Raw genomic sequence first — 15200 nt, forward strand, 5'->3', positions numbered from 1 at the left:
AGTAAGTTGTAACTAAAAGAGAGCCTACCCTTTGTCGGTGGGCTCTCTTTTAGTTTATCCTAGTGCGTCTTCGGGAACTTCTTGCAAGTATTCGGCTACAGCTTTGATGGTTTCGTCTAAAGCTCCAGCTTCAAATGGGGAACGCAAGTGGGCAATGTCCAAAATTTCCAAGAAGGTTTTGGTACCTCCCACTTGGCAAATAGCCAAGTAATCCGCCCAAGCGGTTTCGTCATGGTCCACTTGGAATCTCTTCCAGAATTGGAACGCACAGACTTGCGCCAAGGTGTAGTCGATATAGTAGAAAGGATCTTGGAAGATATGACCTTGGCGGAACCAATACAAGCCGCGGTCTAGGTTTTCATCTTCTGAATAGTCACGCTCTGGACAATATTGCCGTTCTAATTTGCGCCAGCAAGCTTTCCGTTCTGCTGGTGTCCATTCAGGATGTTCGTAGACTTCTTGTTGGAAATGATCCACCAAAACCCCATAAGGTAAGAACTCCAACGCATCACTTAAATGAGCAAACTTATATTTTTGCGTTTGTTCTTTAAAGAAATGCTCCATCCAAGGCCAAGCGATGAATTCCATGGACATGGAGTGAATCTCGCAGGACTCGAAATTCGGAAAGACGATTTCCGGCTCCTTGATCCAGCGGGATTCGAAACATTGGAAGGCATGGCCGGCTTCATGAGTCAAGACATCCACATCTCCAGAGGTGCCGTTAAAATTGGCAAAGATGAAAGGGGCTTGGTAGTCAGCGATATAGGTACAGTAGCCCCCGGTTTGTTTCCCAGGTTTACTTAAAAGGTCTAAAAGGTCTTGATCTTTCATGAAGTCAAAGAACGTGCCGGTTTCCGGGGACATCTCTTGGTACATCTTTTGGGCTGCGGCTACCAATTCTTCCGGGGTGCCTTGAGGTTTCGCATTGCCAGTAGGGTAAACTAGACTCAAATCATAATTTTTCAATTTGGTTAGGTGATTCCGTTTGGCTTGGCGATCGTAAAGGACTTTGGTTGCCGGTACGACTTTTTCCAAGATTTCTTTGCGATAGGTCTCAATCATGGAACGGTTGTAGTCCCAGCGATTCATCTTCACATCGGCGAATTCGCCGTAGTTGGCAAAACCGAGACTTTTGGCAATCCTGTCTCTGACTTTCACCATCTCGTCGTAAATGGCATCGAACTCCGCTTCATGAGTGACGAAAAAGTCGGTTACGGCCAACTGAGCGGCTTTGCGGACGCTACGATCGGTGGACTGACTAAAGGGCGTCATTTGCGGAATCGTCCGTAGTTCACCTTCAAAGTCAATCTGCGCAGAAGCTACTAATTTGCTGTAAGCAGAAGCCAGCTGGTTTTCCTTTTGAAATAAAGGAATCAGTTTTTCATCAAAGAGTTTCACCCGGCTTTCGGCAAATAAGAAAAGTGTTTCAGGATATTTTTCCCGTAACTCGGCCACAGTTGGCGCGCTTAATAAGGCTTGATAAAACTGGAAATCCAGCGATTCAAAATGGGGCAAGTACTCGTTCCACCAGTCGTCTTCTGCTTCGTAAAAGGCATCTTTGGTATCAATGGAATAGCGGATGCTTGCTAAATTCATGGCCGTGTCCACTTGTCGGCGGAGTTCATTTAAGTGATCCATGGCCTGGATTGCTTCGGACACATCCGTCGTGTCCAGTTTTTTTACCCAAGTGAGATACTCTTTTTGGTAGCTGTCAAAATCAGGTCGCTGATAAGAATATTCAGAAAATTTCATGCGAGAAAAACCTCCTTTTTACTTGATTCTAGCCCCTGGTCACGGTGCATACGACCATGGCAGAATCCATTATCCAAATGATAGCACAAAGGGGGGATTTTCGGCAGTCTTTCTCTAGGGTTTCCACCGCAAAAGCGTGTTTTTTTTTGAGAGATAGGGTAGAATAAAACAGTGAATGAAAAATGAAAAGAAGAAATGAGGGAAACCGATGGCGGAATTTGTAACGGTTAGCCAAATGGTTCAAAAATTAAATTTAGAAGTCGTATCTGGTTCCTCAGAAGGCTTAGAACGTGCGATTACGATTGCGGATATTTCCCGGCCAGGTTTGGAGTTAACAGGCTACTTCAACTATTACTCCCATGACCGGATTCAACTTTTTGGTTCCAAGGAGATGACGTTTGCCCAGCGGATGATGCCGGAAGAACGCTTGATGGTCTTGCGCCGGATGTGTACGCCGGATACCCCAGCTTTTGTTATTTCTCGAGGCTTGTCCGTGCCAGAAGAAATGTTGGAAGCTTGTGAGGAACACGATGTGCCAATTTTGCGCTCGCCTATTGGTAGTTCTCGTCTTCTAGGGGAAATGACGAGTTATCTCGGGGGCTTCTTAGCACCACGAACCAGTGTCCACGGCGTGTTGGTGGATGTTTATGGACTAGGGGTCTTGATTCAAGGGGATAGCGGTATCGGGAAAAGTGAAACGGCTTTGGAATTAATCAAGCGTGGGCATCGCTTAATCGCCGACGATCGGGTGGATGTCTACCAACAAGATGAATTGACTCTAGTCGGGGAGCCCCCAGCAATTTTGCAACACTTAATCGAAATTCGCGGTATCGGAATTATCGATGTGATGAATCTATTCGGGGCTTCCGCGGTGCGAGGCAGTATGCAAGTACAATTGGCGGTATATTTGGAAGCTTGGGCGAAAGACAAGAAATATGATCGTTTAGGTACGGCGGATACTACCATTGAAATTGCCGAAGTGGATGTGCCCCAAATCAAGATTCCTGTGAAAACCGGGCGCAATGTGGCGATTATCATTGAAGTTGCGGCGATGAACTTCCGGGCCAAAGCCATGGGCTATGATGCCACAAAAACATTTGAAGAGCGCTTGACCCAACTCATCGCTCAGAATTCGGATGAGTAGGAGGATGCAGATGGTAGGAATGATTGATCGTGTGGCATTTCGCTTGTTTGGCTTAGAGATTTACTGGTATGCCTTGATTATCGTCTCGGCGGTTATCTTAGCCATGTGGTTGGCCTCAAGAGAAGCCGTGCGTGTAGGCTTAAAAGCCGATGATGTGACGGACTTTATGTTAGTAGGCTTGCCCTTGGCGCTAGTGGGCGCTCGTTTGTATTACATTCTCTTTGATTTGGAACCGTATCTCCAAGATCCGATTCAAATTTTTAATGTCCGATCCGGAGGCTTAGCGATTTACGGCGGGCTGATTGCGGCGATTATTTGGCTCTTTTTCTTTTGTCGTTATAAGTTTATCAATATGTGGACGTTTCTCGATATTGCGGCGCCCACAGTTATCCTAGCCCAAGGAATCGGGCGTTGGGGCAACTTTATGAATCATGAAGCCTATGGACCGAAAACCAGCTTGGCTTTCTTGGGAAAATTGCATTTGCCGCAATTTATTATCGACAATATGCACATCGATGGAGCGTACCGGCAACCGACTTTCCTTTATGAATCCAGCTGGAATTTCTTAGGGTTTATCGTCTTGATCTTGTTACGAAAGCAAAAGTTCTTCAAACAAGGGGAAGTTTTCCTAGCCTATGTGGCTTGGTATAGCTTCGGTCGCTTTTGGATTGAGGGCTTGCGGGAAGATAGCTTGTACATCGGTAGTATCCGGGTATCCCAGCTCTTGTCCGTGGTGCTTTTTGTAGGAGCAATCGCACTGGCTTTGCTACGGCGACGCCAAGGGGTGAAGGACTACGATCGTACACTAGGCAATGACCAAAAGATTCTTTGATATTTGATAATAGTTGCGCCCTGACGTATGCTTAGTACGCAGGTTCGCAAAGGAGGAAGACAAGTGAAACAAAAAATTGCAGTCTTAGGTCCCGGTTCTTGGGGCACGGCTTTGGCACAAGTCTTGGCAGAAAATGGTCATGACGTGCGTATTTGGGGAAATTTACCCGCTCAAATTAATGAAATCAATACGTATCATACGAATCGTCACTATTTACCGGACAATAAGATTCCCGATAGTATCGTGGCTTATACGGATTTAGCAGAAGCGATTGCAGATTGTGATGCGATTTTGTTCGTAGTACCGACAAAAGCCATGCGCTCTGTGGCCCAACAATTTGCGGCAACGGTTCAAAATAAACCAGTGATTATCCATGCTTCAAAAGGATTGGAGCAAGATACCCATAAGCGGATTTCGGAAGTCTTGTTAGAAGAAATTCCTGAAACGCATCGCCAAGCGGTAGCTGTTCTTTCTGGTCCTAGTCATGCCGAAGAAGTGATCAATCACGACATCACTACGATTACCGCAGCTAGTACCGATTTAGAGGCGGCGCGCTATGTGCAAGATTTATTTATGAATGATTACTTCCGGATTTACACCAATACCGATGTAATCGGTGTGGAAACCGGAGCGGCTTTGAAAAATATCATCGCCATTGGTGCCGGAGCGATTCACGGTCTAGGCTTTGGGGATGATGCAAAAGCGGCGATTATGACTCGGGGACTAGCGGAAATCAGTCGCTTAGGAGTCGCGATGGGCGCCAATCCATTGACCTTTATCGGGTTAAGCGGTGTGGGAGACTTGATCGTCACCTGTACGAGTGTGCACTCGCGAAACTGGCGGGCGGGGAACCTTTTAGGTAAAGGCCACAAGCTAGAGGAAGTTTTGGAAAACATGGGGATGATCGTAGAAGGGGTCTCCACCACAAAAGCAGCTAGGGAGCTTGCGCAAAAACTTCACGTGGAAATGCCGATTACCCAAGCAATTTACGATGTTTTATATGAAGGCAAAGACATTAACGTCGCAGCCAAAGAAATCATGCTCCGGGATGCGCGGGAAGAAAATGAATTTTAAAGAGGGAATAGGGAGGAAAACTTGTATGAAAGTCAAAAAAGCGGTGATTCCAGCTGCGGGGTTAGGAACGCGATTTTTACCTGCCACAAAAGCGATGGCCAAGGAAATGTTGCCCATTGTGGACAAGCCAACTATCCAATTTATCGTAGAAGAAGCGTTAAAATCCGGGATTGAAGACATTTTGATCGTTACCGGAAAAGCCAAACGCCCGATTGAAGACCATTTCGATTCCAATATTGAATTGGAAACCAACTTGCGGGAAAAAGGCAAGACGGAACTCTTGAAATTAGTGGAAGAAACCACGGATGTAAACTTACACTTTATCCGTCAGTCTCATCCCCGGGGATTGGGCCATGCGGTCTTGCAAGCAAAAGCTTTTGTGGGAAATGAACCCTTTGTGGTCATGCTTGGGGATGACTTGATGGAAGACGAGATTCCTTTGACGAAACAATTGATCAATGACTATGAAAAGACTCATGCTTCCACGATTGCCGTAATGAAAGTGCCTCATGAAGACACGTCAAAATACGGTATCATTGATCCAGAAGCAGAAGTAGCTCCCGGTTTGTACAACGTGCGCAACTTCGTAGAAAAACCAAATCCAGCTGATGCCCCTAGTGATTTGGCGATTATCGGTCGTTACTTATTGACTCCGGAAATCTTCGAAATCTTGGAAAACCAAGCGCCCGGTGCCGGGGATGAAATCCAATTAACCGATGCCATTGATACATTGAATAAAACCCAACGCGTGTTTGCCCAAGAGTTTACTGGTAAACGCTATGACGTGGGAGATAAGTTTGGCTTTTTGAAAACTAGTATCGAGTATGGGTTAGGCCATCCTGAGGTGAAAGACCAATTACGGCAGTTCATCGAAGAATTAGGAGAAGAACTCCGGGCTGAAGATGCGAAAAACGCTCCGAAGAAAGCCGAAAAAAACGCAGACTAGTCCAGTGACTAGTGAAAGCTAGCGAATCGATTCGAACATTCAGCAGGAAAGATGCCTCGGCGTCACAGGTCGCACAAATTGAGTGAGACCTACTCCTGGGGATGTTCGAATTTTTTTGGGCTTTTAGCTGTTAGAGCTTTAGAAAGGTGTGTTTTCATTTGTGCTTCAAAAGCGGTAATGATATGCTTAGATTAGTACGAAAATGGATGAAGGAGGCGTCGTGTACATGAGTGGAGGAGAGATCGCAGCCTTGATCGCAGCCGTGGCATTTGCCATTTTGGTTGTGTTTATAGTGCGACTGCTATTACAAGTTTCCAAAACAGTGACCAAAGTCAATCAAACGGTGGATGAAGCCAATACTACAATCCGGGTGGTAACCAAGGATGTGGATGTGCTATCCAGCGAAGTCGAGGGACTTTTGGTCAAAACCAATGCGTTGCTAAACGACGTAAATGGCAAGGTAGCGACCATCGATCCGCTGTTTACCGCAGTGGCAGACTTAAGTGAAAGTGTTTCTGATTTGAATCGTTCTGGGAAACAAGCAATTTCCAAATTAGGAGCGGTCACGAAGACTACGGCCCAAGCGACCGTCGCCGGCAAGGTTGGCCAAACAGCAATGAAATTCTTTAAACAACGTAATCAATAATGGAGGGATTAAGATGAGTAAAACGAGTAGTTTCTTATTAGGTGCAGTTGTGGGCGCCAGTGCGGCAGCCGTAGCAGCAGTTTTATTAGCCCCTGAATCTGGGAAAGAAATGCGGGAAAAACTGGCTGAAAGAGCCGATGACTTATTGGACGCAGTTAGCGATTACGCCGATGTTTTGAAAGAAAAAAGCGCCGACTTAACCGAAGTTGCCAAAGAACAAGGACATAAATTAAGCCAACAAGCCGAAGATTTAACGGATAATTTAAAACAAAAAGCCAGTGATTCCACTGGCGATTTGGCCGATTCCTCAGAGGATTTATTGGCCAATTTGAAAAAACAAACCGGGGATTTGACCAAACGTTTTAAAAAATCCGCCGAAGATGTGAAAGATCAAAGCGCTGACTTATTAGCCGACGTGGATGATGCCCAAGCAGACATCATCATCGAAGCCAAAGAAGCCGCTACCGAGATGAAATCAGAAGCAGAAAGTGCTCTGGATGAAGTGCAACCCGCAGCCGAAGATTTGGTAGACAATGCCATTGAAGCCACTGAAGACGTGAAAGACCAAGTGGTAGAAGCAGGCGAAAGCTTGAAAGAAAAAGAATAAAACTGATTGGTAAGTAAAAACACCCGCTGACTCTTTTGGTCAGCAGGTGTTTTTTTATTAGTTGGGCGTGGAGCCCTGTTGAGGTCGCACAGCGTCCGAAACAAAAAACTACCCGCTATGCGGGTAGAGAATCAGTGGCTATGCCACCAAAAATCCCATTCCTGTCGTACAATTGGGTTGTTCAGGCTCAATTGAAAGGAATGGGATTTTTGGCAAATAAAACAAACAGCTTAGCGCATACAAAATGGATGTGTAAGTATCATATTGTATTTACACCAAAGTATAGACGGAAAGTAATTTACAATCAAGTAAGGCGAGATTTAATTGAGATCTTCCAACTCTTGTGCAAGTACAAAGGAGTCGAAATTATCGAAGGACATATGATGCCAGATCATGTTCATATATTGGTAAGTATTCCACCCAAAATTAGTATCTCTTCATTTGTTGGCTATTTAAAGAGCAAAAGTGCCTTACAAATTTTTGATCGTCATGCCAACTTGAAATATAAGTATGGCAATCGAAAATTTTGGGCAGAAGGATATTATGTTAGTACCGTGGGATTAAACGAAAAAACAATCGCAAAGTATATTCGGGAACAGGAATCACACGATATCGCACTCGATAAATTGAGTGTACGAGAATATGAAGACCCATTTTCAGATGGTGGCTTCAGAAAAAAATAAACCGGTTTGACCGGTAAGTGAAAGTGCCAAGGGCATTGAGCCTGAACAAAGTGAAGGATAACGTCTTTAGGCGTAGCCATAGCAACAAGGGGTTACACCCGCAGAGCAAACCACCCGTTAGACGGGTGGTAATGATTGCACGAAATCTAGTCGATAATTTGCAATTCTTTTGGTGTCTTGGTAAATGGCACACAGCCGTCTTCGGTTACGTAGACACAGTCTTCAATGCGGACGCCGACTTTTCCTGGAATGTAAATGCCGGGTTCGATGGAGAAGCACATGCCTTTTTCGATAACCAAATCATTGCCTTCTACTAATGAAGGGAATTCGTGAACGGTAGTACCGATGCCGTGACCTAGGCGGTGGTTAAAGTACTCCCCGTAGCCTGCTTCTGTAATGACGCCACGGGCAATGGCATCCAACTCAGCCGCAGTAACTCCAGGACGAACTGCTTTTTGAGCCGTTTCTTGCGCCAAGAGAGTCAAGTTGTAGATTTCTTTTTGGAAAGCAGTTGGTTCTTTGTAGGCTACGGTTCGAGTGGCATCACTACAGTAACCTTTCCAAACAACACCTAAGTCAAAGAGAACCAATTCATTTTCTTTGATTTGGTTCTTGCCTGGCACACCGTGAGGACTAGCCGCGTTGGCACCGGCTAAGACGATGGTGTCAAAGCTCATTTGGGAAACTCCTTGGCGCTTCAATTGGTATTCGATTTCAGCGACGATTTCAGCTTCTGGGACGCCGGCTTTAATCGCATTAAAGCCAATGCGGAAGGCTTCGTCTGCCCAAGCGCCGGCTTCTAACATGGTTTTGATTTCGCTATCGGTTTTAAGCAACATCAAGCGTTGCAAAACTGGAGTGATATCCAAGGAGAAGTCACAGCCGGGAAATAGACCTTGTAGGATTTCAAAACGGTCTAGGGTCAGGGCATTTTTTTCCAAGGCGATTTTTTTTGGTGCAGGGTAACGGGCCAAAATGGCAGCTTTAATCATTTCCCAAGGATTTTCGCTATCTAAGTAGCCTAGGACATCGTAAGCCCAGCTGCTGTTTTCCGCGTCTTCGATTTCCAAAGCAGGAGTGAAAAGGAAAGGATCGCCATTAGCGGGAATGAACAAGGCCAAGATACGTTCGTGAGGATCACTAGTATAACCGCTGAGATAAGCGATACGGCCAGGATCTGCCACGTATGCGAGATCTGCGCCACTTTGTTGCAAGGATGCTTGTAGTTCCGTAATCTTTGTTTGATTCATCTGGAAAGCCTCTTTTCTTTAAATTACTATCATTATACCACGTTCTTAAAAATACCTGAAAGAAACAGATAATTTTCATGAAAGGGATAATAAAACGGTTGCATTTTGTGAAATATCATGCTATTCTAGCTAAGAAATGTAAAGCGTATTTTCTGAAAATGCAAAAATAGAGGAGTAGTAAGATGGATAAACAAACAATTACGATTTATGATGTTGCCCGGGAAGCAAATGTTTCCATGGCCACCGTATCACGGGTAGTCAATGGCAATCCGAATGTGAAGCCAACAACCCGTAAGAAAGTCTTGGAAGTCATCGACCGCTTAGACTACCGCCCAAATGCCGTGGCTCGTGGTTTGGCCAGCAAAAAAACGACAACAGTTGGGGTTATCATTCCTGACGTGAGCAATATGTTCTTTGCATCATTGGCACGGGGGATTGACGACGTGGCTACGATGTACAAATACAACATCATCTTGGCCAACTCTGACGGCGACAGCCAAAAAGAAGTCAACGTGTTGAACAACTTGTTAGCAAAACAAGTGGATGGGGTCATCTTTATGGGGCACCACATCACCGACGAAATCCGTGGGGAATTCTCCCGCTCAAAAACACCAGTGGTCTTAGCTGGTTCCATCGATCCCGATGAACAAGTGGGTTCTGTCAATATCGACTATGCGGAAGCAACCAAAGATGCAGTGAGCTTGTTGGCACAAAACGGCAACAAGAAAATCGCCTTTGTCAGCGGTGCCTTAATCGACCCAATCAACGGCCAAAATCGCTTGAAAGGCTACAAAGAAGCTTTGAAAGCAAATGACTTGGATTACAACGAAGGCTTGGTCTTCGAAGCGAAATACACCTTTAAAGACGGTTTGTCTTTAGTGGATCGGATTTTGAACAGTGGTGCAACTGCCGCTTTTGTGACAGATGATGAATTAGCCATTGGGATCTTAGACGGCTTAACCGACGCTGGGGTAAAGGTTCCAGAAGACTTCGAAATCATCACCAGCAACAACTCCTTGTTAACGGATGTGGCGCGACCACGGTTGTCTTCCATTACCCAACCTTTGTATGATATCGGTGCGGTTTCCATGCGTCTTTTGACAAAGATGATGAACAAAGAAGAAGTAGACGAAAAAACCATCGTCCTACCTTATGGCATCGACAAAAAAGGCTCTACCAAATAATTTCAAAAAAAAGCTCCCGGGATAAAATCCCGGGAGCTTTTTTGCCATTTTACACCGGCAGCAAAGGATTAATCCTCTGCTGCTTTTTCGTCTGCTTCGCTACTTGGTGTCGTTTTTTCGTCATTGTCTTTGCTGCTGGAACTAGAGCTGGAATCACCGTCAGTCTCTTTGTCCTTTTCATCCGCTTCTTCTTTGTCCGTTTTGTTATCGGTTTTCTCACTGCTATTTTTTGTACCGTTACCGAAAATCTTGCCCCAGTAATCTTTGTAATCATCATCGGTACCACCAATCCCAAATTTATACGTGCTCTTGGCTGGTTCTCCAGTGGACCAAAGCGAAGTAGCGGTTTGGGTCGGTACGGTTTGTTCCTTGCCGTTGATTTTGACCTTGCCAGGTAATTCACCGGTTGCGGTGGCGACTTCCACTTGTTTGACGCCATCGGCTAACTCAAAGGTATCGTTTAAAGCAAAGATATCTGGATTGGCATTGTAGATGCGATTGATCAAATAGGCCATGTAGGTCCCGGTACGGGTGCTAGCACCTCGGTCATTTTCCACTTGGTTGTTTTCAATCCCGGACCAACTGCCCACGGTAATGGAAGGAGTGGAGACGATCAACCAGGAGTCCTTGTAGCCGTCGGATGATCCGGTTTTGCCGACCCAGTCTGCTTGGCCTAAGTACCAGTTGACCCCGTTTAAGACACTCTTGAAGGGACTGGTCAGCCCATTGTTGATAATGTCTCGCATTAAATCATTCATAATCGAAGCTGTTTCTTTTGTAAAGACTTGTACAGGTTTGGATTCGTGTTGGTAAAGGGTATTGCCTTCATTGTCCGTAATGCTTTCAATCAGGTAGCCTTCTTGGTAGACCCCGCCATTGGCCAAGGTTTGGAAGCCGTTGGTCTCTTGTAAGGTGCTGACATCCATTGGTCCCAGTGGTGCGGACTCTGCATACCAATCATCCTGAGCAGGGAAGTTCATCTTGGATAAGTAATTTTCATAGGCAATTTTCTGCCCTTTTTCTTCCATTAGTTCTTGGTACACATGATAGGCTGGAATATTAGAGGAGATGTTCAAGGCATCCCGCACGGTTTCAAAGGTTTTGGTTCCTTCATTGGTAGCATTGACGATTTTGCCGCCAGCATCATCGCCGGCTTTCCAAGTAGTCGGGTAGTCGGAAATCATGCTTTCCGAGCCGATGAGCCCTTGGTCAATGGCCGGTCCATAAACCAAGAGGGGTTTAATGGAAGAACCCGCAGGTCGAGCCGTATCGAAGACGTGGTTGTTCTGATTGGAATTAAAATCACGACTACCGATAAAGCCGAGAATCTTACCGGTGCCATTTTCCATTAAGACATTACCGACTTCCACAGTATCCCCTGCAGGAGTGTCGAGGATGTAGCCGTAGTCTGCCACGGCTTGTTGCATGGCATCGTAAATGTTTTTGTCAATGGTAGACTTCACGGTGTAACCACCGGAAACCAACTCATCCTCGGCCTTAGCCAAGTATTCTGCTTTGACGTCATCTTTTTGGTACTCTTTGGCGCTGACCTTGTCTTCTTCTGCCAGTTTGTTCGCCATGATATCTTTGGCTTCATTGAGCACGGTGTAATACAAGAAACCGTGATCGCTGTTGTCTTGGGCTTGTTGCGGGATGAAGTCCTTGGTCAAATCATAGGCTTTGGCTTCTTCGTATTCTTTCTTCGTAATCGCATGAGCTCGGTACATACTGAACAAGACGAAATCTTTTCGCTTCAAACCGGCGCTGAGATTTTCTTTAATCTGTCCGGTATTGTCATAAGGACTGTACACGATTGGGCTTTGGGGTAGGCCGGCGATATAAGCCGCTTGCGCTAAATTCACGTCACTGGCATTAATGCCGAAAATCCCTTTCGCCGCTTCTTGGACACCGGCGATGTTTTGGCCTCGATTATTTCGACCAAAAGGAGAGACGTTTAAGTACATGGTGACGATTTCGTCTTTGGAGAAGAATTTCTCTACTTCCATGGCCAGTAAGATTTCATTGGCTTTGCGTTTAAAAGTCGTTTCATTGGTCAAGACTTGTTGTTTGACCAACTGTTGGGTCAAGGTGGACCCACCGCCACCACCAAAACCAGTTGCTTCTGAAAGAAGGGCTCGAACGACGGCTTTTGGAACTACCCCTTTGTGTTCGTAGAAGTATTCATCTTCGGTGGAGATAATGGCTTTTTTCAAAAGATCCGAGATGTCTTTTGTATCGACTGCGGTCCGCATTAAATCGGATCGGATGGTAGCGATATTGCTATTGTCCGCATAGACGAGCTTCGATGTCTCGGAGTATTCTCCCAAGGTCTTTTGCAAATCTTTTTTCGTCGGGGTTTGGGTATCTTCTACCAGATAGGCGAAGTAACCTACGCCGATGCCGGCAGCTAAGGCACCACCGAGAATCAAAAAAGAAACCGCCACAAGAAAAAGGGAGTGGAGGACGCGAAGGACGACGTTGAAAGTCGAAACCTGGACTTTTCTGGCCGGCGTTTTGGTTGAACGTTTATGTGTAGGTTTTTGGGGCACTCTTTTCACCTCATTATTAATATGGAAACAATCACGTGTTATTATAGCAAAATTCCTGGAAGATGGGTAGAAAACCCCGGAGACTTCCAGAAAACATGAGAAAAGCGTAAACATTTCCCCGGCTAAGACTTTTCTTTACCTAGTATTTCAGTTAAGATGGGGAAGAACGAATTTATATGGGAGGTAATATCATGGGTTCTGCATTTTTTGAGGAACTAAAAGCCCGCGGCCTGGTCCACCAAGTGACCGATGAAACAGCACTAGAAAAACAATTAAACGAAGAGTCTGTGAAGTTGTATATCGGCTTCGACCCAACGGCAGACAGCCTTCATATTGGTCATTTGTTACCAATCTTGATGTTGCGTCGTTTCCAACAAAACGGCCATGTGCCCATTGCCTTAGTTGGTGGCGGGACAGGGATGATTGGCGATCCATCCTTTAAAGATCAAGAGCGGCAATTAAATACATTAGATACGGTAAAAGACTGGTCCCAAAGTATTAAAAATCAGCTTTCTCGCTTTATTGATTTTGATGATGCAACCAATCCGGCAATCTTGGCCAATAACTACGACTGGTTAGGGGAGTTGAAATTAATCGACTTCTTGCGGGATGTGGGGAAAAACTTCACCATTAACTACATGATGAGTAAAGAAAGCGTCAAACGCCGGATCGAGTCAGGGATTTCCTACACCGAGTTTGCTTACCAGTTGCTACAAGCATACGACTTCTTGAACTTATACGAACAAGAAGGGTGCTTGTTACAGTTAGGCGGTTCTGATCAATGGGGGAATATCACTTCCGGGATTGAACTCTTGCGTCGGGAAAAAGAAGTTCAAGGCTTTGGGTTGACCATGCCATTGATTACCAAAGCAGATGGCACAAAATTTGGGAAAACAGAAGGCAATGCAGTCTGGTTGGATCCTGAAAAAACGACACCTTACGAATTTTACCAATTCTGGATCAATACCGATGACCGGGATGCCGTGAAATTCTTGAAATACTTCACTTTCTTAAGCTTACAAGAAATTGACGCTATCGAAAAAGAATTCACAGCAGCTCCAGAAGGCCGTCAAGCGCAAAAAGCTTTGGCCAAAGAAGTGACCACACTGGTTCACGGAAAAGCAGCGTACGAACAAGCTGTCCACATTTCTGAAGCCTTGTTCAGTGGCAATATCAAAGACCTTTCTGCCGATGAAGTCGCCCAAGGATTTAAAGGCGTGCCAAGCTACCAAGTTCAAGAAGCGGATGATTTGAATCTAGTGGAAATCTTGGTAACAGCCGGTATCGAGTCTTCAAAACGCCAAGCCCGGGAAGATATCCAAAACGGAGCGATTTCCGTCAATGGGGAACGCCGCCAAGAACTAACGGATAGCCTGACTGAATCCGACAAATTAGGCGGACGTTACACGGTAATTCGTCGTGGCAAGAAGAAATACTTCCTTTTAATCTTTTAAGAAATACCCACAGTAAACAAACGAGGCCATCTAACCGGTGGCCTCGTTTTTGACAATCTGGGCCAGATGGCGAATAATAAGTAGGATAGGCCTTTGTCTATCGACCGAAATTAGTTGCGATAGGAGATTATGCATGTGGGTCAGATGGTTGTTAACGGCATTGCGCTGTTTCTCATTATTGTTTTAGGGTATTTGTTAAAACGGTTTGGTTTGTTGGGGAAGGCTGATGGGACGTCACTATCCGTCATCATCTTGAACTTGACTTTGCCCGCCGTGATTATTGTAAATCTGGCAGACTTGCCGATTGAAGGGTATTATTTATGGTTGATTCCCATTGCGATTGTTTTGACGCTTTTGCAAATCTTTTTAGGAAAGTATTTCAGTCGCAAAGAGTCCAAAGAAATTCAGGCGTTTTTCATGTACGGTGTCTCCGGCTACAATGTGGGCAATTTTATCTTGCCTTTTTTACAAAGTTTCTTTGTTGCGGGGATTCCGGCGATTTCCCTTTTTGATGTGGGTAATAGTATCATGTTAGCCGGGGGTACCACGATTGCCGTGGACCACTTGTCTGGAAAAGCCGAAAAAACCTCTTTTGGCCAAATCTTAAAGCGTTTGTTTCGCAATCCGGCTTTTACCACTTATTTGGTCATGCTGACCTTGCGTTTATTGGACATTTCTTTGCCCCAAACTTTGGTGACCATGATTAGCCCAATCGCTGCTAGTAATGGCTTTTTGTCCATGTTAATGATTGGCTTATATCTAGAATTGCGCTTGCCAAGAAAAGCCATGGGCGTTGTAGGTCGCAGTTTGCTTTTGCGTTACGGGATTGGCTTGGTGTTGGTGACGGTATTGTACTTCTTACCATTGCCGTCTTTGATGAAAGTGGTCTTAGCATTAGCGGCGGTTTCCCCTATGCCGATTTTTAATACGATCAATGCTGTTTTAGCCGGGGCCACAGAAGAAACGGTGGGCTTCTTTTCATCCATGAGTTTTCTTTTGAGCCTGCCTTTGATGATGGCAGTCGTATTGGTCTTTGGAATTTAAAAAATGAAGAAAAAGAAAAAATAGGAGGCGATTTT

General features: G+C 45.2%; 13 protein-coding genes. 10 read left to right on the forward strand and 3 right to left on the reverse strand.

Annotated features, from left to right (window positions below; all coding sequences use genetic code 11):
* Window positions 1-54: 54 nt before the first annotated feature.
* Window positions 55-1752, reverse strand: a complete 1698-nt coding sequence (locus tag I579_RS08235; protein WP_010754070.1) for a M3 family oligoendopeptidase — start codon at window positions 1750-1752, stop codon at window positions 55-57.
* A gap of 208 nt (window positions 1753-1960) precedes the next feature.
* On the opposite strand from I579_RS08235, the gene hprK reads away from it, so the two are divergent.
* From hprK to tnpA, 7 genes are all read left to right on the forward strand, one after another.
* Window positions 1961-2896: an HPr(Ser) kinase/phosphatase gene (gene hprK, locus I579_RS08240; protein WP_010754069.1), complete on the forward strand. Its 936-nt coding sequence runs from the start codon at window positions 1961-1963 to the stop codon at window positions 2894-2896.
* A 10-nt stretch (window positions 2897-2906) separates the two neighbouring features.
* Window positions 2907-3728: a prolipoprotein diacylglyceryl transferase gene (gene lgt / locus I579_RS08245; RefSeq protein ID WP_010754068.1), complete on the forward strand. Its 822-nt coding sequence runs from the start codon at window positions 2907-2909 to the stop codon at window positions 3726-3728.
* Window positions 3729-3791: 63 nt separating this feature from the next.
* Window positions 3792-4802 (forward strand): NAD(P)H-dependent glycerol-3-phosphate dehydrogenase, encoded by a 1011-nt coding sequence (locus I579_RS08250; protein WP_010754067.1) that lies wholly within the window; start codon window positions 3792-3794, stop codon window positions 4800-4802.
* A gap of 25 nt (window positions 4803-4827) precedes the next feature.
* A complete protein-coding gene (galU, locus tag I579_RS08255; RefSeq protein WP_010754066.1) occupies window positions 4828-5748 on the forward strand; it encodes a UTP--glucose-1-phosphate uridylyltransferase GalU in 921 nt (306 codons plus the stop codon).
* 226 nt (window positions 5749-5974) lie between these two features.
* Complete coding sequence (locus tag I579_RS08260; RefSeq protein WP_010754065.1) at window positions 5975-6394, forward strand: DUF948 domain-containing protein; 420 nt, start codon at window positions 5975-5977, stop codon at window positions 6392-6394.
* A 13-nt stretch (window positions 6395-6407) separates the two neighbouring features.
* Entirely contained in the window at window positions 6408-7001 is a 594-nt protein-coding gene (locus I579_RS08265; protein ID WP_010754064.1) for a YtxH domain-containing protein, read from the forward strand.
* A gap of 200 nt (window positions 7002-7201) precedes the next feature.
* The gene (gene tnpA / locus I579_RS08270; RefSeq protein ID WP_169337957.1) at window positions 7202-7684 is read left to right on the forward strand and encodes an IS200/IS605 family transposase; all 483 of its coding nucleotides are present in this window, start codon (window positions 7202-7204) and stop codon (window positions 7682-7684) included.
* A gap of 146 nt (window positions 7685-7830) precedes the next feature.
* Here tnpA and I579_RS08275 read toward each other — a convergent pair whose 3' ends face one another.
* Entirely contained in the window at window positions 7831-8934 is a 1104-nt protein-coding gene (locus I579_RS08275; RefSeq protein ID WP_010754062.1) for an aminopeptidase P family protein, read from the reverse strand.
* Between the two features lie 182 nt (window positions 8935-9116).
* On the opposite strand from I579_RS08275, the gene ccpA reads away from it, so the two are divergent.
* The gene (ccpA, locus tag I579_RS08280) at window positions 9117-10118 is read left to right on the forward strand and encodes a catabolite control protein A (RefSeq protein ID WP_010754061.1); all 1002 of its coding nucleotides are present in this window, start codon (window positions 9117-9119) and stop codon (window positions 10116-10118) included.
* A gap of 68 nt (window positions 10119-10186) precedes the next feature.
* On the opposite strand, the gene I579_RS08285 is transcribed toward ccpA, so the two are convergent.
* Window positions 10187-12667: a transglycosylase domain-containing protein gene (locus tag I579_RS08285; protein ID WP_010754060.1), complete on the reverse strand. Its 2481-nt coding sequence runs from the start codon at window positions 12665-12667 to the stop codon at window positions 10187-10189.
* Between the two features lie 191 nt (window positions 12668-12858).
* Here I579_RS08285 and tyrS point away from each other — a divergent pair, with 191 nt between their 5' ends.
* Window positions 12859-14121: a tyrosine--tRNA ligase gene (tyrS, locus tag I579_RS08290; RefSeq protein ID WP_010754059.1), complete on the forward strand. Its 1263-nt coding sequence runs from the start codon at window positions 12859-12861 to the stop codon at window positions 14119-14121.
* A gap of 135 nt (window positions 14122-14256) precedes the next feature.
* Window positions 14257-15165 (forward strand): AEC family transporter, encoded by a 909-nt coding sequence (locus I579_RS08295; protein ID WP_010754058.1) that lies wholly within the window; start codon window positions 14257-14259, stop codon window positions 15163-15165.
* The last annotated feature ends 35 nt before the right edge of the window (window positions 15166-15200 follow it).

Source organism: Enterococcus asini ATCC 700915, from assembly GCF_000407365.1.
Lineage (GTDB): Bacteria > Bacillota > Bacilli > Lactobacillales > Enterococcaceae > Enterococcus_C > Enterococcus_C asini.

Bases quoted from the DNA above. Each gene is read 5' to 3' on its own strand.
- tyrS (WP_010754059.1), top strand. From the start codon at position 12,859: ATGGGTTCTGCATTTTTTGAGGAACTAAAAGCCCGCGGCCTGGTCCAC.
- I579_RS08235 (WP_010754070.1), bottom strand. From the start codon at position 1,752: ATGAAATTTTCTGAATATTCTTATCAGCGACCTGATTTTGACAGCTAC.
- tnpA (WP_169337957.1), top strand. From the start codon at position 7,202: ATGGGATTTTTGGCAAATAAAACAAACAGCTTAGCGCATACAAAATGG.
- lgt (WP_010754068.1), top strand. From the start codon at position 2,907: ATGGTAGGAATGATTGATCGTGTGGCATTTCGCTTGTTTGGCTTAGAG.
- I579_RS08275 (WP_010754062.1), bottom strand. From the start codon at position 8,934: ATGAATCAAACAAAGATTACGGAACTACAAGCATCCTTGCAACAAAGT.
- I579_RS08265 (WP_010754064.1), top strand. From the start codon at position 6,408: ATGAGTAAAACGAGTAGTTTCTTATTAGGTGCAGTTGTGGGCGCCAGT.
- galU (WP_010754066.1), top strand. From the start codon at position 4,828: ATGAAAGTCAAAAAAGCGGTGATTCCAGCTGCGGGGTTAGGAACGCGA.
- hprK (WP_010754069.1), top strand. From the start codon at position 1,961: ATGGCGGAATTTGTAACGGTTAGCCAAATGGTTCAAAAATTAAATTTA.
- I579_RS08260 (WP_010754065.1), top strand. From the start codon at position 5,975: ATGAGTGGAGGAGAGATCGCAGCCTTGATCGCAGCCGTGGCATTTGCC.
- ccpA (WP_010754061.1), top strand. From the start codon at position 9,117: ATGGATAAACAAACAATTACGATTTATGATGTTGCCCGGGAAGCAAAT.